Origin of the sequence: Aquirufa antheringensis, from assembly GCF_004307425.1 — a bacterium.
Lineage (GTDB): Bacteria > Bacteroidota > Bacteroidia > Cytophagales > Spirosomataceae > Aquirufa > Aquirufa antheringensis.
In genome coordinates this window covers 101,776-119,641 of record NZ_SEWZ01000004.1, presented here as the reverse complement: position 1 = coordinate 119,641, position 17,866 = coordinate 101,776, and the positions used below count along the sequence as shown (strand labels likewise).

15 protein-coding genes are annotated in these 17,866 nt (G+C 41.0%); 3 read left to right on the top strand and 12 right to left on the bottom strand.

Translation table 11 applies throughout. The features are described 5' to 3' along the window. Together EWU21_RS09105 and EWU21_RS09100 are read right to left on the bottom strand one after the other, a co-directional pair. On the bottom strand, window positions 1–1,326 hold the full coding sequence (locus EWU21_RS09105; RefSeq protein WP_130896651.1) for an MFS transporter: 1,326 nt from the start codon (window positions 1,324–1,326) through the stop codon (window positions 1–3). Between the two features lie 6 nt (window positions 1,327–1,332). Beyond that, window positions 1,333–3,090 (bottom strand): alpha-amylase family protein, encoded by a 1,758-nt coding sequence (locus EWU21_RS09100; RefSeq protein ID WP_130896650.1) that lies wholly within the window; start codon window positions 3,088–3,090, stop codon window positions 1,333–1,335. A 98-nt stretch (window positions 3,091–3,188) separates the two neighbouring features. Between EWU21_RS09100 and pgmB the strand changes: the two genes are divergently transcribed. Together pgmB and EWU21_RS09090 are read left to right on the top strand one after the other, a co-directional pair. After that, a complete protein-coding gene (pgmB, locus tag EWU21_RS09095) occupies window positions 3,189–3,836 on the top strand; it encodes a beta-phosphoglucomutase (protein ID WP_130896649.1) in 648 nt (215 codons plus the stop codon). An 80-nt stretch (window positions 3,837–3,916) separates the two neighbouring features. Continuing rightward, entirely contained in the window at window positions 3,917–6,187 is a 2,271-nt protein-coding gene (locus EWU21_RS09090) for a family 65 glycosyl hydrolase domain-containing protein (RefSeq protein WP_130896648.1), read from the top strand. Window positions 6,188–6,243: 56 nt separating this feature from the next. On the opposite strand, the gene EWU21_RS09085 is transcribed toward EWU21_RS09090, so the two are convergent. Further along, on the bottom strand, window positions 6,244–7,242 hold the full coding sequence (locus EWU21_RS09085; protein WP_130896647.1) for a fatty acid desaturase: 999 nt from the start codon (window positions 7,240–7,242) through the stop codon (window positions 6,244–6,246). A 160-nt stretch (window positions 7,243–7,402) separates the two neighbouring features. Here EWU21_RS09085 and dnaK point away from each other — a divergent pair, with 160 nt between their 5' ends. Continuing rightward, window positions 7,403–9,295, top strand: coding sequence for a molecular chaperone DnaK (gene dnaK / locus EWU21_RS09080; RefSeq protein ID WP_130896646.1), 1,893 nt, complete (start codon window positions 7,403–7,405; stop codon window positions 9,293–9,295). Window positions 9,296–9,365: 70 nt separating this feature from the next. Here dnaK and EWU21_RS09075 read toward each other — a convergent pair whose 3' ends face one another. From EWU21_RS09075 to EWU21_RS09035, 9 genes are all read right to left on the bottom strand, one after another. Beyond that, a complete protein-coding gene (locus EWU21_RS09075; RefSeq protein ID WP_130896645.1) occupies window positions 9,366–10,133 on the bottom strand; it encodes a DUF3050 domain-containing protein in 768 nt (255 codons plus the stop codon). Between the two features lies 1 nt (window position 10,134). Next, window positions 10,135–11,103, bottom strand: a complete 969-nt coding sequence (locus tag EWU21_RS09070) for an XdhC family protein (protein ID WP_130896644.1) — start codon at window positions 11,101–11,103, stop codon at window positions 10,135–10,137. Beyond that, window positions 11,100–12,173 carry a cysteine desulfurase family protein gene (locus EWU21_RS09065; RefSeq protein ID WP_130896643.1) on the bottom strand — a complete coding sequence of 358 codons (1,074 nt, stop codon included), beginning with the start codon at window positions 12,171–12,173 and terminating at the stop codon, window positions 11,100–11,102. The genes EWU21_RS09070 and EWU21_RS09065 overlap by 4 nt, the downstream gene beginning before the upstream one ends. Before the next feature lie 66 nt (window positions 12,174–12,239). After that, window positions 12,240–12,584 carry a 50S ribosomal protein L20 gene (gene rplT, locus EWU21_RS09060; RefSeq protein ID WP_130896642.1) on the bottom strand — a complete coding sequence of 115 codons (345 nt, stop codon included), beginning with the start codon at window positions 12,582–12,584 and terminating at the stop codon, window positions 12,240–12,242. A gap of 80 nt (window positions 12,585–12,664) precedes the next feature. Then, entirely contained in the window at window positions 12,665–12,859 is a 195-nt protein-coding gene (gene rpmI, locus EWU21_RS09055; protein ID WP_130896641.1) for a 50S ribosomal protein L35, read from the bottom strand. Window positions 12,860–12,948: 89 nt separating this feature from the next. Further along, the gene (gene infC / locus EWU21_RS09050; RefSeq protein ID WP_130896640.1) at window positions 12,949–13,509 is read right to left on the bottom strand and encodes a translation initiation factor IF-3; all 561 of its coding nucleotides are present in this window, start codon (window positions 13,507–13,509) and stop codon (window positions 12,949–12,951) included. Between the two features lie 81 nt (window positions 13,510–13,590). Beyond that, on the bottom strand, window positions 13,591–15,531 hold the full coding sequence (thrS, locus tag EWU21_RS09045; protein ID WP_130896639.1) for a threonine--tRNA ligase: 1,941 nt from the start codon (window positions 15,529–15,531) through the stop codon (window positions 13,591–13,593). A gap of 59 nt (window positions 15,532–15,590) precedes the next feature. Further along, the gene (locus tag EWU21_RS09040; RefSeq protein WP_130896638.1) at window positions 15,591–16,481 is read right to left on the bottom strand and encodes a hypothetical protein; all 891 of its coding nucleotides are present in this window, start codon (window positions 16,479–16,481) and stop codon (window positions 15,591–15,593) included. Next, on the bottom strand, window positions 16,472–17,866 hold the full coding sequence (locus EWU21_RS09035) for an aldehyde dehydrogenase family protein (RefSeq protein ID WP_130896637.1): 1,395 nt from the start codon (window positions 17,864–17,866) through the stop codon (window positions 16,472–16,474). Before EWU21_RS09035 ends, EWU21_RS09040 begins: the two co-directional genes overlap by 10 nt.

Sequence of the window (17,866 nt, the reverse complement as noted above, 5' to 3'; positions counted from 1 at the left end):
CTAGGCCTTTTCCTTAATCCACAATACGCTAATCGAACCAGCGATAAAGAAGAAACCCGCTACCACGATAGCGAAAATGGCATTACCACCGTACACGTGTTTCACCAAGGATCCTCCAATAATACCACTCACGATTTGAGGTAAGGTGATGAAGAAATTGAAGATACCCATGTAAACACCCATTTTAGACATTGGAATGGAACCAGCTAAAATGGCATAAGGCATCGCTAAAATAGAAGCCCAAGCCATTCCCACACCCACCATACTGAGGATCAGCATCTGAGGATCTGAAATGAAATAGATAGAAATTAATCCCAAACCACCGGCTATCAAAGAAACCGCGTGCGTCGCTTTATTTCCAATTGCTTTGGCAATGCGTGGCAAAAAGATGGCATAAACGGCAGAAACCGCACTGTAAACGCCAAAAATAATACCCACCCAGTTGGCCGCATTTTGGAATTCAGGAGAACTATGATCGTCCATCGGTAATCCGTAAACGTGGTGCGCAATGGCAGGAGTGGAGAATACCCACATCGAGAATAAGGCAAACCAAGAAAAGAATTGCACCACACCTAATTGGCGCATCGTGAAAGGCATTTCCTTAATATAACGGAATACGGACCAAATCGAATCCTGTTTACCTTCTTCCTCAAAACCCATCGCCTCACGCTCTGCTGGAGAATATTCCTTAGTCGTCGCAATCGTCCAAACAATCGCTGTAATAAACACGGCTGCCCCTACGTAAAAACTATATAATACGTTGTCTGGGATTTGGCCTTCCACAGCATCCTTTGAAATACCGAACCAATTACCAAACATATAGGGTAGCCAAGAACCCACTACCGCTCCAATTCCTATCAAGAAGGTCTGAATCGAAAAGCCCAGCGTATTTTGTTCTTCTGGTAAATTATCCGCCACTAAAGCCCTAAACGGCTCCATCGCCACGTTAAACGAAGCATCCATCATCATTAAAATACCCGCACCCACGATCATCGGAGGGATAAAATTAGCTAAGGCTCCCGCATGAGGGAAAAAGAACAAGGCTGTCGCAGCTAAAATCGCTCCTGTTAGGAAGAAAGGTTTTCTACGACCCAATCCATTCCAAGTACGATCTGAATAAAAACCAATAATCGGTTGAATGATCATCCCTGTTAAAGGCGCAGCTAACCAAAACCAAGATAATTGCTCGACATCTGCACCGAAGTTTTGAAGTACGCGGGAGGCATTACCATTCTGTAGTGCAAAACCAAATTGAATGCCTAAAAATCCGACACTCATATTAAAGATTTGGCCAATACTTAAACGCGGCTTAGTAAATGTTTTCATAGGTTTTTATAGTGAAATAACGATTGCGGAATTAGAGGGTATTTGAATACGATTTCCTTCAACTTTACTCGCTTGAGCTGCAGGAGGTGCAAATGATTTGAACGTTTTTAGGCTGTAGGATTTTATTCCCATCATATCCAAGGCTAACGTAGGGATTTCGATATTGAAATCGTGACTCACAGAATCAAAATTACAAATGATTAAGTTGCGACCTTTATCTGTATAGCGTAAATAGGCATATACTTTATCTTTTGGATAGGCCGCATTTTGAGCGTATTGAAGATCAAAGAACTTGCCTTTTTGAATGACTTCGCTCGAATTAATCAACACTAACAATTCGCTGTAGAAAGAATCAATTTCTTTTTCAGCCGCCGTTAATTTACCTCCATCAAATTTTCCACCATTTAACCAGCGCTGGTGTGTATCAACGCGATAAAAATCAAACATCGTCGTACGATCGTCTGCCTCATTAAATCCTTCGATTTCCTGCGCTTTCTCCCCAAACTCTTGACCAAAATAGATCATCAAAGGTCCATCGTGCATACTCGCGGTCAATACCATACCCGGAATAGTCGACCAAAAATTAGAAGCCGCAAAGCCACGTGAATTCAAACGCGTCTCATCGTGATTTTCTAGGAAACGTAACATATGGTTCGCAAAATCACCAGATTCCTGTTGCCAAACACGGGTAATATCAGCCGTAGTTGCGCCAGGTTTATTTTCCATAATATGACGAATTCCGTCATAAAGACCCACTTTATCATACAAATAGTCAAATCCTCCTTTGAAAATATAATTCCGGTATTCTTGTGGGTTATAAATCTCAGCGATAAAAACTACCTCTGGATTGAGTGCTTTTACCTTAGGAATAGCATAAGCCCAAAACTCGACAGGTACCATCTCCGCCATATCACAACGGAAACCATCCACTCCTTTTTTGGTCCAATACACTAACACATCTGTCATTTTCAACCAAGTATCCGGAATCGGATCAAAATGCGTCTGATTTCCATGTTGAAGATCAACACCGTAGTTTAACTTTACCGTTTCAAACCAATCATGAATCGAAGGTTGAGCGGAGAATACGTTGTTACCACTCACTTTCGCAGGAATTTCAATATAAGGAACTGTCACAGGGACTGGCGGATTCACACCCGTAGGAATGGTAAACTGAGTACCTGGTAAATAGTAGAAATTATTGGAAGGAGAGAAGGAGAGGTCTTTGTTATCGTTTTGGCCAAAATCAACCACTCCCGCCGGTTTCTGATCCGAATGATATACTCTGGCTAAGTGATTTGGTACAAAATCTAAGACTAATTTTAAATCTGCTTGATGGACACGATCTAACATAGCAGAAAACTCTTGCATCCGTTCAGCCGGTTTATCGGCTAAAAAAGGATTCACATCATAATAATCCTTAATCGCAAATGGCGAACCAGCGCGACCTTTGACTACCTGAGGATGATCTAAAGGCGATCCGAAAGCAGAAAAATCCTCCATCGTCGCGTGCTCTAGAATTCCCGTCGTATATAAATGAGAATAACCTTTCTTCTTCAATGCCTGTAAACCCTTAGTAGATATATCTTTGAACTTAGTTACCCCATTCTCAGCAGCAGAACCGTTTCTTTTCACGTTGGTATTTTGATTTCCCCAAAGATGGAACATCATTTGGTACACAACATGTTTATCAGTTTTTACGGATTTCTGAGCCATAAGAGGATACATTAAGAAGGCGGACAATAGAACAAGATAAAATTTACGCATATAATTTAAAATAAACTGTCTAGCACAGCAGAAAAAGGTTTTTTGGCAGATGTAAATGTAATAATTTTGCTAATCTTTAAAACAATCCCTACCTAAATATGTCTTACAAAGCCTGCCTTTTTGATCTCGACGGAGTATTAGTTGATACAGCAATTTATCACTTTCAAGCTTGGAAAATGCTAGGAGAGAATTTCAACTACCAATTAACCGAAGAGCAAAACGAACAATTAAAAGGCGTATCCAGAGTAGAATCATTGAATCGCATTCTAGATTGGGCTTCATATTCCGCTACAGAGGAACAAAAGGAAGCTTGGTTGAAAGAGAAAAACGACAATTACCTGCACTTAATTTCGAATATGAATCCATCCGAAATCCTTCCAGGTGTGGTGGATTTCTTAGGCCAAATTAAAGCAGAGGGCTATAAAATCGCCTTAGGTTCCGCCAGTAAAAATGCGGAGATCATTCTAGAAAAGACAGGATTAATGCCTTGGTTTGATCTAATCATCGATGGAAATAAAGTAAGCAAGAGCAAACCAGACCCAGAGGTATTCTTAAAAGGTGCCGAAGGACTAGGTTTTTCGCCAGCAGAATGTATCGTATTCGAAGATGCTCAAGCCGGGGTAGAAGCTGCCATAAATGGAGGAATGAAAGTGATTGGAATAGGAGAAGCGTCGGTATTGAGCGATGCTAACAAGGTAATTCCGAACTTTATCGGAATAAAATCGGCTGATTTGCTTCTTTTTTAAAGAAACAGCCTAGCACAGAAATGTCCAAAATTTACAATTTTCTATTTTTGTGACATTATCCTAATTACCTAATAAACTGAATGAAGCAATATCTTAAAATAGATGAATGGAAAGTCATTGAAGACCAATTCCATCCTGCCTACAACGAAATCACCGAATCCATCTTTTCTCTCGGCAACGGACGAATGGGACAAAGAGGTTCATTTGAAGAAACTTATACAGGTAAAACCCTTCAAGGAAATTATGTAGCGGGCGTCTATTATCCAGATAAAACTCGTGTAGGTTGGTGGAAAAATGGGTATCCAGAATATTTTGCCAAAGTATTAAATGCCGCTAACTGGAATGGTCTATCTATCCAGATCGGCGGAGTAGAGGTCGATTTACACACAAGTGAAATCCATTCATTTTACCGTGAATTGAACATGAAGGAGGGTTATATCCTTCGTACCTGCGAAATCACCCTAGAAAATGGAAAGCGTTTAGCCATCGAATCCGTTCGCCTAAATAGCATGGCAGATGATGAATCAGGTGTTATTTCCTATTCTATTACACCATTAAACTTCACTGAAGACATTCAAGTAAAAGCCTTTATCGATGGAGACATCAAGAATAAGGACTCGAATTACGATGAAAAATTCTGGGATGAGGTAAAAGTGGGTTCGAATTTTGTTTGGTCCAAAACCAAGAAAACAGGCTTCGAAGTCATTACAGCTCAACAAATCGAGATTAAAGCTAATGGTCAAAAAGTAGACGCAAAAGCTACCTCAACAACCCGCGAAAAGTACAGCGAACTGGCTTACACGCTATCCGCAAAACAAGGCGAAAAATTGACCCTTATCAAGTATGCGGTTAACATCAGCTCTGAGAATCACCCAACGGCGTCCTTTGAAAAGATCGCCTCAGACTACTTAGCCCGTATTTCAGCGAAAGGATTTGACAAAATGTTGCAAGAACAAGCGGCAGCCTGGGCTACCAAATGGGCGATTAACGACATCATCATCTCGGGTGACGCATCCGCTCAACAAGGCATTCGTTTCAATATATTCCAAATGAACCAAACCTACACAGGGGAGGACGATCGTTTAAATATTGGTCCTAAAGGCTTTACTGGTGAGAAATACGGCGGATCGACCTATTGGGATACAGAAGCCTATTGTATTCCGTTCTATTTAGGAACCGCTCCTGCTAAAGTTTCTAAAAACCTATTAATCTACCGTTGGAAGCAATTAGACCGCGCCATTGAAAACGCAGGTAAGCTAGGCTTCAACAAAGGCGCAGCCCTTTATCCAATGGTGACGATGAACGGAGAAGAGTGCCACAACGAGTGGGAAATCACCTTTGAAGAAATCCACCGTAACGGAGCCATCGCCTACGCAATTATGGACTACGTGAATTACACAGACGATCGTAAACACTTAGTAGAGTACGGCTGGGAAGTGTTGGTCGGAATCGCACGTTTCTGGGCTCAACGCGTAAACTGGTCGGAAGACAAGCAGAAATACGTCATGTTAGGCGTAACAGGCCCGAACGAATACGAAAACAACGTTAACAATAACTGGTATACGAACTACATCGCCACATGGTGTTTAAAATACACGCTTGAAGTTTACGCAGAGATTCAACAGAATTACCCTGCAGAAGCTGCGGCTAAAATTACTTCAACAGCTTTCACAAAAGAGGAAGTAGCGCAATTCCAGCACATCATCGAAAACATGTATTTCCCACGCGATGAAAAGCAAGGGATCTATTTGCAGCAAGATGGTTTCTTGGACAAGGTAATCGCACCCGTAAATACCATTACGGCAGAAAGACCAATCAACCAAAAATGGTCTTGGGATCGCATCCTTCGTTCATGCTACATCAAGCAAGCGGACGTATTACAAGGGATTTATTTCTTTGAAGACGATTTTAGCCTTGAGGAATTAGAACGCAATTATAATTTCTATGAGCCGATCACGGTACACGAATCCTCGTTAAGTCCTTGCGTTCATAGCATTTTAGCCGCTAAACTAGGCAAAGAAGACAAATCGTACGAATTCTACACGCGTGCCGCACGTTTAGACTTAGATGATTATAATAATGATACCGAAGATGGTTGCCACATCACCAGTATGGCAGGAACCTGGATGTCAATCATCAAAGGTTTTGGTGGAATGCGCTTAAAGGATCACACCTTGCATTTCAATCCATTCTTGCCAAAACAATGGAACGAATTCTCCTTCAAAATCAACTTCCGCGCGAATCAATTAAACATTGCCGTGAAAAAGTCAGGAGTGGATATCACTAACTTGGCTGGACCGGAGTTGACGGTGTTTGTGCATGGGGAGGCTCGCAAACTGAATGGTAAATGATGAATGGTGAATGGTGAATGATTTTTAATTTACCATTCACCACTGACCATTTACCATTACTTAGTTAGCTCTATATCCGGCATCGATTGATCCGTCAACGGAACTCCGTCACGCTCTTTACGCGCAATACGAGAATACAAGCCTACTTCTTGTGAGAATAGGAAGGTGAAGAATAGCTTCACAAAGGACGTATGGTATTTCAAGTTGTCATAAAACTCAGGAGCGGCTGCCTTTAACTTTGGCAAATTATTCCAAGGAACAGAGGGCATATCATGGTGTTCATTATGGTAACCCACATTCATATTAATGCCATTCAAGTTTCCATAATAGGAATACGTCTCCTGGTTCTTGTCTAACACTAAGAAATGTTCTTGGATCCAACGTGCTCCTAAAGGGTGTATTCCCACAGAAAATAGGAAGCTTAATCCCATATAGGCTAGTGCTGACCAACCCCAGAAATAAACAATGACCGCATCAAAAGCTATTTGAGCGATAATATTCATGATCACTGGACGATCAAACACCGCTAGTTCGATACAGCGCATCGTACGAATACCTTGAAAGAAAGGGAACAATAATAACCAGATCATTTTTCCGATGAAATAATTATCGATCAATTTAGCCTCCCAATAATCCGGTAAATCGGCATCTAATTCATGAACTCCCTGAAAAGCATGGTGCTTTAAATGAAAATTCTTGAAAGAAATGGCTGTAGGAAATAGGGAAGGGAAGTTAGCGATGATTCCCGCTAACACATTCCAAGAATTCTTTTTGAAAATCAAATTGTGTGCTGATTCATGAATACACACAAACAACGTATGCGTAGGAAACGCCCCAAAAACCCAAGCAACACCTACAATCGCCCACCATGGATAATCTTTAATGAAATAGGCCATGGCAATCTGCATACCTACACAGGCTAAAATCCAAACAAAGGTCATCGGATTCTTTCCGATTAAATTCTTCACCTCAGGATGTGCTCTCACAATGGCACGTGTACGCGCTCTATGCGGTTCTGGGCCTTCTACCCAATTAAAATCTTTTGATTCGGACATAATTGTCTACTATTTAGTATGCAAATATACCACATATCGCCATTTTTTCCGTTAGCTCACTGATTTTAAATCAAAAGGTGACAATATGTCACAAAAGCCTTTGGCCATCTCAAATGGCACATTCCTTGTATAAATGCTGTCAAAATATTTAAAAATAATCATGGGAAAAATTATTGGAATTGACTTAGGAACCACCAACTCATGTGTGGCGGTAATGGAAGGGAACGAGGCAGTCGTTATTGCAAACTCAGAAGGTAGACGTACGACTCCATCGATCGTTGCATTTTTAGAGAACGGCGAACGTAAAGTAGGTGATCCTGCGAAAAGACAAGCGATTACAAATCCACAGAATACGATTTCATCTGTGAAGCGATTCATGGGTAAAAAATATTCAGAGGTTAGCTCTGAACTAAAAACGATTTCTTACTCGGTAGAGCAAGGAAATAATGATACACCACGTGTTCGCATCGGTGATCGTTTATATACGCCACAAGAAATTTCTGCGCAGATTTTGACAAAAATGAAGCAAACAGCAGAGGATTATTTAGGCCAAACTGTAACGGAAGCAGTTATCACTGTTCCTGCTTACTTTAATGATGCAGAGCGTCAAGCGACGAAAGAAGCAGGACAAATCGCAGGTTTAGAAGTAAAACGTATCATCAACGAACCTACGGCTGCTGCTCTTGCTTATGGCGTAGACAAAGGTGGTAAGGATATGAAGATTGCGGTATTCGACTTAGGTGGTGGTACGTTTGACGTATCGGTACTTGAATTAGGCGATGGCGTATTCGAAGTAAAATCAACAGATGGCGATACACACTTAGGTGGAGATGACTTTGACCAAGTAATCATCAACTGGTTAGCGGAAGAATTCATCGCTGACGAGAATATCGACTTGCGTAAAGATCCAATGGCTTTACAGCGCTTAAAAGAAGCGGCTGAAAAAGCGAAAATTGAATTAAGTTCAAGTGCTTCTACAGAGATCAACTTACCGTACATTATGCCGGTAGATGGTATCCCGAAACACTTAGTACGCTCTTTATCAAAAGCGAAATTCGAGCAATTAGCCGATAGCTTAATCCAGCGTACCTTAGAGCCTTGTAAGCGTGCGATGAAAAACGCCGGTTACACGAACTCGGATATCGATGAGGTCATCTTAGTAGGTGGTTCGACGCGTATTCCACGTATTCAGGAGGAAGTGGAGAAATTCTTTGGCAAAAAACCTTCTAAAGGAGTTAATCCAGATGAGGTGGTTGCGATCGGAGCTGCTATTCAAGGTGGAGTATTAACAGGAGAGGTGAAAGACGTGTTATTATTAGACGTTACGCCACTTTCATTAGGTATCGAAACCATGGGTGGTGTATTCACGAAATTGATCGAAGCTAATACGACGATTCCTACGAAGAAGTCTGAAACATTCTCTACGGCAGCGGATAACCAACCATCCGTAGAATTAAACGTACTTCAAGGAGAGCGTCCAATGGCGAAAGATAACCGTTCATTAGGTCGTTTCCACTTAGATGGTTTGCCACCTGCACAACGCGGTGTACCTCAAATTGAAGTAACATTCGATATTGATGCGAATGGTATCTTGAACGTTTCTGCCAAAGACAAAGGAACAGGTAAAGAACAAAAAATCCGTATCGAAGCATCTAGTGGCTTAACGGACGCGGATATCGAAAAAATGCGTAACGAGGCGAAAGCAAACGAAGCATCGGATAAATTAGAAAAAGAAAAAGTAGAAAAAATCAATCAAGCAGATGCGTTGATTTTCCAATCGGACAAGCAATTGAAAGAATACGGTGAAAAATTATCGGAAGGAAATAAAACGGCGATCGAAGGTGCTTTGGCAGAATTAAAAGTGGCTCACGCTTCTCAAGATTTAGCTGGTATCGATGCTGGATTAGAAAAATTAAACACGGCTTGGACAGCGGCATCTCAAGAGATGTATGCGGCAGGAGCTGAAGCAGAAGGCGGTCAAGCAACTCAATCAGCAGATTCAAATGGATCTGACGGAGGAGCGGAAGACGTTTCTTTTGAAGAAGTAAAATAAGCCTAAGCGGTAAAGTAGAAAAGCCCGATCTGTGATGGATCGGGCTTTTTGCGTTTTTATTCTTTGTGCTTTATGCTTTATGCTCTACTATCCCGTCCCACAACTTCAGCCTCACCTGCAATGACTCCACCGCAGCCTGAGTCGCTTTCTTCCACTTAGACTCATCGTTACCACACAAATGTTCCATCATCTTATAGGCTAACTCACTGTGGTGACCACCATCTACTTCGATATGACGCTCTAAGTAATACACTAAAGTTTCTACTTTATCCGGTGAATCTCTTTTTAATTGATCAACAATGACTTGAAACATCTCCGGAATAATGTCCTCTCTACCAAAAGTAAATATGGCCGCAATCTCTTCTATACTTCTATTCTGAATAGATGAAAAAGTAAATGTTAAGAAAGCCTTAACGGATTCAGGGATATTGGCTTTAGGGATAGCCAGTAATAATTCATCCAAATTCGCAAAAGATCTTAACTCCTGTAAGAAAGGAGAGGGCATAAACGACAATTCCTCCATCGCTCTTAAGTAAAGTTCAAAATGGCTGATGTAAACACCATTTTGATCCACATCGGACTCTTCCCCTAAGACGATCTCATTAATTAAATAACGGACCTCAGCTGGGCCTTTGGGATTCCAAGGCACATCAACAGAGGTAAATTCCTGTTGCAACTTCTTTACTAGGGACATAAAGTCCCATACCGCAAAAACGTGGTGTTTCATAAACACCTCAAGTTCTGCGGTACTTTGAATAAAGGAATTGATTGGATGATGCACTAAGGCATCACGTAAAGGGGAAATTTGTTCTTTTAGGCGGTTGATTTGTGTACTCATACTATTCGTGAATGGCACGATCTCGAAGATGCAATCGCTGACCGTTTCTGTTATTTTTTAGGGTTAAAATTTCGGCCATAATGGAGATCGCAATCTCTTCTGGTCCTTCTGCACCTATATCCAGACCAATCGGTGTCGAAATAGGTAATAGCGTAACTAAATCCTGCTTGAAATGGTTTTGGAGCTTTTCAAATCTTTTTTTAGGCCCTAGAATTCCCACATAGGCTGGTGTAATAGGAGCGGAGAGCAATTTTTCCAAAATCTTTACATCCTTTTCCAAATCATGCGTCATCATCACCAGAAAATCGGAGGATTGTATAGGCCAAAGATCCTCATAACTATAGCGCCCCTGAACAGTAAGATGCGATGCCATTTTGGACAATATCCCTACCCAATTCACGCGCCAAGCCAATCCACTCGCTTGCTGAATAAATCCTTGCGCATCGAATTGATTCCCAAAGACCCATACTGTCATAGGCGCTGGCAAATACTCCGTAAAGACACCATCCGACCATTCACTTCCATGTGAAGCAAATGCATCATCTAATTCAATTTTAAAATTAGCCGATAAATGCATCTGTAAAGTATGAGCTACATTTCCTTCTAAATGACTCTTTAAAGCTTCGACCAGCGCATTAATTTGATCCTGAAATGGATTAATATGAATTTCAATGACTCCTTGACAACCTAATCCAATACCTAAGGCAAACGGATCTTCCTCCCGAGTGTCGTAAGTAATCGTTTTATAATTTTGCGAAAACAAGGCCAATTGCGCCTTTTTTAAAATATCCCCCTCTAAACAACCGCCTGAAATTCCACCCCACCAGTTTCCATCTTCTGCGATCAACATTCTCGCTCCGGGACGACGGTAGGCGCTACCCTCCACACGAACCACGGTTGCTAAGACAAATTTTAACCCTGACTTTTGAAGGTCTTTTACTTGTTGAATGACCGTATAAAGCTCTTTCATAGAAGTGTAGGTAAATGGTGAGAAAGGATATCACACACGCGATCAATCTCTTCATTCGTCGTGAAATAACCTAGACTAAAACGGCCGCTAGCTAACGCATCTTCGTCTGAGTGCCCTAGTGCTTTTAGTACATGCGAAGGTAATTCAGTTTTAGCATTACAAGCTGAACCATTCGAAAACGCTAAGCCGTTTAATACTTGAAACATTTTTTCCCAATCAGCCCCTTTTAGCGTAAAATTAAGAATGGATGGAACGGAATTTTCAGGAGAATTAATCAATGGGAGGTAACTAGAAAGACGCTCTTTGGCATCCTGGTAAAAAGAAGCTTTAGAAAGCCAGTCAGGAATCATCTCCACAGCCTTTGCCAACCCCACGATTAACGGAACTGGTAAAGTACCAGGTCGTAAACCTCGTTCCTGCCCACCACCATAATGAATTGGCTGTAAAGGAACTCGAGCAATTAAAGCACCGATTCCCTTAGGGCCATAAATCTTGTGTCCACTAAAACTTAGAAGATGTGGCAATTTAGTCAGCGAGAGTTTTCCTATGGCTTGAGTTGCGTCTGTGTGGAAACAAATACCTCGAGCTTCACAAAGGCGCAATACCTCCTCATAGTCTAAAATAGTCCCTACTTCATTGTTGACTAACATTAGAGAAATGAATATCGTCTCTGGACGAATGGCTTTTTCAAGTTCCGCAATATCCGTCAAATAAGTCACCGACCAACCTTCGACCTCTAAGGCATGAAACACCTCTAATACAGCCTTGTGTTCCATAACACTCGTAATGAGGTGTCCTTTCGGCTTTCCTTGCAGAAAACCACGTATTGCTAAGTTAATAGATTCAGTGGCGCCGGATGTAAATACGACTTCGGAGGGTTTTACTTGAAAATAGGTTGCTAATGTTGCACGAGACTGCTCCACCGCTTCTGCGGCTCTCCAACCATACAAATGGGCAGATGAACCTGCATTTCCAAATACTTCTGTAAAATAGGGGAGCATAGCCGAAAGCACCTCCGGGTGAACCGGAGTAGTCGCTGCATAATCAAGGTAGATCGGCTGATGCATCATAGGACAAATATAGGCACAAAAAAAAGCCCCGAAAAATTCGAGGCTCTCTTTCTGTTGAAACAAGAATTACTTCAAGTTCTTCACAACTGCTTTGAAAGCTTCAGGATGATTCATCGCTAAGTCAGCTAAAACTTTACGATTTAAAGTCATTCCAGATTTATTGAATTTACCCATGAACGCTGAGTAAGAAAGACCTTCTTGACGAGCTGCTGCATTGATACGTTGGATCCATAAACCACGAAAATCTCTTTTCTTAACTTTACGATCACGGTATGCGTATTGCAAACCTTTCTCTACTTTGTTTTTTGCTACTGTCCAGACATTTTTTCCGCGACCGTAGAATCCTTTCGCTAACTTAAGGATTTTCTTTCTTCTAGCTCTTGAGGCTACGTGATTGACACTTCTTGGCATAATTTTTTGTTTTTTGAAATGAGGCGAATCGGTTGATTACTTGAGCCTTCTTTCTGGTTTAACAATAACTTAAATTCTAATTAAAGACCTAACAATAAGTTAACGCGGTCCATATCAGATGGGTGAACTAAAGTAGCGTGAACTAAATTACGCTTTTGTTTAGTTGTTTTTTTAGTTAGGATATGGCTATGAAATGCGTGTTTACGCTTAATCTTACCAGTTCCCGTTACTTTGAAACGTTTTTTCGCTCCAGAGTTAGTTTTAATTTTTGGCATTGTTTGATAATTATGTAAAAATTAAATTTTGAAATTTGGAATGCAAAAGTAATGAAAATTACCCTATAATTCCAGCATCCGTATGAAAATTATTTCTTGATAGCTTTAGGGGAGAAGATGATGCTCATACGCTTACCTTCTAATTTAGGCATATCGTCTGGCTTACCTACATCTTCTAAACCTTTAGCGAAATTCAAAAGCAACATTTCACCACGCTCCTTAAACACAATCGTTCTACCCACAAAGTGCACGTAAGCTTTCACTTTAGCACCTTCTTTTAGGAAATTAACGGCATGTTTTAATTTGAAATTGAAATCATGCTCATCCGTGTTAGGACCGAAACGAATCTCTTTAATGACCGTTTTCGTGGCATTGGCTTTGATTTCCTTCTGTTTCTTCTTTTGATCATACTTGAATTTAGCATAATCGATGATCTTACAAACAGGAGGGACTGCTTTAGGAGAAATCTCCACAAGATCTAAATTCTGAGCTCCAGCTAATTCCAAAGCCTTCGCAAAGGGATAAACTCCCACCTCAATATTCTCGCCTACTAAACGAACCTCCTCTACACCACGAATTAACTGATTAATGCGGTATGGCTCTTCTTCTCTTCTGTTTCCTCTGTAATTGTTATTCGGGCGTAAAGCCATAAAATAAAATGGGTTTAATATAGATTAAATCGAAAGCTAAATCAAAATTAACGCAATTGCAAGCAAAAAGCGCATAAGCTCCTATTTTTCATAGGTTAAGGACTGGATTTCTTCTTGTGCCATCGCGATGAAAGCGTCCAAAGTCATCGATCCCACATCTCCGTCACCTTTCTTACGAACGCTGACAATACCTTCTGCTTGTTCCTTTTCACCTACTACAATCATGAAAGGCACTTTAGCGATTTCCGCATCGCGAATTTTACGCCCCATCTTTTCATTCCGGTGATCTACATACCCACGTAAATCTTTCTCTTGTAAGCGTAAGTACAATTCGTTCGCATAATCCTCGTATTTCTCAGAAATAGGAAGAACAGCAATTTGGTCAGGAGATAACCATAAAGGGAAATTACCCGCAGTATTCTCGATTAAAATAGCAACGAAACGTTCTAATGAACCAAATGGTGCACGGTGAATCATGACTGGACGGTGTTTCATATTATCTGAACCCGTATATTCTAATTCAAAACGTTGTGGTAATTGATAATCTACCTGAATGGTACCTAACTGCCACTTACGACCCAAGGCATCTTTCACCATAAAGTCAAGCTTAGGGCCATAGAAAGCCGCTTCGCCGTATTCAATTACGGTAGGAAGACCTTTGGCTTCTGCTGAACGAATAATCGCTGACTCAGCCCGATCCCAATCTTCATCGTTACCGATGTACTTTTCTCTGTTCTCTTTATCACGCAAAGAAACTTGAGCTGAATAGGAATCAAATCCTAAGGCTTTGAACACATATAAAACTAAGTCAATTACCTTCATAAACTCGTCCTCTACTTGATCAGGACGACAGAAAATGTGCGCATCATCTTGAGTAAAGCCTCTCACACGCGTTAAACCGTGCAATTCACCACTTTGCTCATACCGATATACCGTACCAAACTCCGCTAAACGCAAAGGCAAATCCTTGTAAGAACGAGGCTTTGTCTTGTAAATCTCGCAGTGGTGAGGGCAATTCATCGGTTTTAAGAAGAATTCCTCATTCTCATCCGGCGTACGAATGGGTTGGAAAGAATCCTTTCCGTACTTCGCATAGTGACCAGAAGTCACATATAATTCTTTGCTCGCAATGTGTGGAGTGATTACAGGTGAATATCCTGCTCTTACTTGCGCACGACGTAAGAAGTTTTCTAAACGCTCACGCAATAATGTGCCTTTAGGCAACCACAAGGGTAGACCCATGCCTACTTTCTCAGAAAAAGCGAACAATTCCATTTCCTTACCGAGTTTACGGTGGTCACGGCGTTTAGCTTCTTCTAATAAGGTCAAATATTCTTCTAATTCTTTCGCTTTAGGGAAAGTGATCGCATAAATACGCGTTAATTGCTTCCGTTTTTCGTCGCCGCGCCAGTAGGCTCCAGCCACAGAAAGTAATTTGACGGATTTAATAAAACCCGTATTAGGGATGTGTGGTCCACGGCATAAATCCGTGAAATTACCTTGGTTATAGAAGGTGATCGAGCCATCAGCTAAACCATCAATTAATTCTAATTTGTATTCGTCGCCCTTCTCTTGGAAATAAGAAATGGCATCAGCCTTAGAAACAGAAGTACGAACATATTCATTTTTCGTACGTGCTAATTCCAGCATTTTATCTTCGATCGCCTTGAATTGATCTGAACCAAATTCTTGCTCTCCTAAGTCGATATCGTAGTAAAAACCGTTTTCAATAGCTGGCCCGATACCAAATTTGGTACCTGGATACAAAGCCTCGATCGCTTCTGCTAATAAGTGAGCAGATGAATGCCAAAAGGTCTTTTTCCCATCTGCATCATTCCAGGTTAACAATTGTAAAGCTGCATCTGCTTCAATAGGAGTGGAGGAATCCACTACTTCACCATTTAAATTAGCCGCTAACACGTTACGTGCTAAACCTTCTGAAATAGACAAGGCTACTTGAAAAGGAGTGATTCCATTTTCAAATTCTCTTACTTGTCCGTCGGGAAATGTAATTTTGATCATTCTAAAAAATTTGTGCAAAGGTACAAATTAAGGCGCAATGTATTGAAATGCGCACCTGATTAATTTTGAGATAAAGAATCTGACGAAACAGCCAGTGAATCTGAAGCAGATTCTGCGCGCTTGATGGGTAATAAACCTTGTTTGGCTAAATCAAAATACACCAATTCCGCTTGCAAGGATTTCGTTTTAGGATATACTTTAAGCACCTGTTTATAGACCAAAGCCGCCTGAGAATATTTTTTCATTTTAACCAAAAAACGAGCCCAATACCGCATAAAATAGGGATCCATCGGGTATTTCTTCAAACTAGCTAAAATGAGTTGCTGGTAGCGCAAGGAGGCAAGCTTTTGTAAAGCCTGATCATAAAACACATAGACTAAAGGCGATTCATCTGCAGGCTTAGTATCCATCAAAGTATAAAGTCGAACAGAATCTGAAACGGCATACTCTTTCACAGCCTTAAAGACGGCCTTATCAAGGGTCGGCAAATGCTCGGCATTAATTTTCTTTATATAATAGCGGCCTAAACTCATTTGCTTTGTGGCAACATAATTTTGAGCCAGTAAAAGACTATTTTGGGGAGAATTCCATTCCGTAATTTCAACCAATTTCGCGCGATCAATCGAAGTAGAATAATCCTCTACTTTTTGCTTAATTTGGGCTGAAAGTGCTAAATAGGCAGGCTCGCCGGGATTATCACGCAAGGATTTCTCTAGATCTTGGTCCGCTAAACCATAGGCATGCAGAGTCACATAATTTTTCGCACGTAAATAATACAAGTTCGCACTCGGCTGATCTTCCAGTTGCAGGGTTAGAAATTGAATGTTCTTTTCCGCTTGCTGACCTACGGAAATGGCTTGCCGATCTGGTATCTTTTCTCCTTTAGAATCTGGGGAACTTTGGCAAGACCATAAAAACAAACACCCTAAAAAGAATACTCTTATAGCCATTTTAACACAAAATCAATCATCCAACGTACTTTCACGCCGTAAGGAGGATAGAAGTTTTTCAGTAAATTAGTTCGTTGAATGACCACTGATTTTTGGTTAGAAAATTCCACAAAACCATAGTGACCACCTGATTTACCAATGCCTGAGTGATTTACTCCACCAAAAGGCAATTCATTATGCCCAAATTGAATCAAACAATCATTGACGACTGACGTCCCCGAACTCGTATGATCTAAAATGTAGTGATTAAACTCCGCGTTAGCTGAAAACACATACAAAGCCAGTGGTTTATCTCCCTGACGAATGCTTGCTGTGACTTGTAATTCATCTTGATAGGACATCACCGGTAAGATAGGGCCAAAAATCTCCTCCTGCATAATGCGCATCTCGGGAGTGCAGTTAATCAATACAGTAGGCTCAATAAAGCAATCGTCCGCATCGGTCTTTCCACCAAACAACACTTGTGCCCCTTTCTCTTTCGCATCCTCTAAAAGCGAAACGATGCGATCAAAATGACGGCGATTCACAATCCGCGCATAATCTTTACTTTTGGCTACGTTCTTTCCGTAAAAAGTTTCAACCGTCGCCTCTAACGCTTTCAAAAATGAATAATAATTCTTCTCATGTAAATAGAGGTAATCTGGGGCGATGCAGGTTTGGCCATTATTCAAGAACTTACCCCAAGCAATTTTCGCTGCAGCCTCTTCCACATTCACATCAGGGCCCACAATCGCAGGCGATTTACCCCCTAATTCAAGAGTTACGGATGTCAAATGCTTGGCAGCCGCTGCCATGACCACTTTACCAATGGCTGGACTCCCAGTGAAAAAAATATGATCAAATTTCTGCTCTAATAAAAACGTAGATACGGAGGCATCCCCCTCAAAAACAGCTACTTCACTCGGATCAAATAAGGATGAAATCATCTTTTGAATAAATGCCGCGGTGGCAGGGCTCAATTCTGAAGGTTTCAAAATCACCGCATTTCCGGCCGCAATGGCATGCACCAAGGGACAAATCGACAAATTAAATGGGTAATTCCAAGGAGAAATGATCAAACAAAGCCCTTTAGCTTCGTACTGCACTAATCCTTTCGTTCCCAAAAGCATCAGGGGCGTTGAAACCGATTGAGGCTTCATCCATGACTTCAAGTGCTTAATGGTATGGTTAATTTCTCGCTTTACACCTAACATCTCCGCTATCACCACTTCAGAAGCTGGCTTCTTAAAATCAGCATATAAGGCGTCACACAATTCGTTCTTGTGTTGCATCAAATAGCTTTCGATTTTGCGTAATTTCTCTATTCGCTCAGTAGCAGATGAAGTTGATAAACGCAATAAAGCGGATTTCTGAAGGCTCAGAACGTCTAAAATTTGATTTTCCAT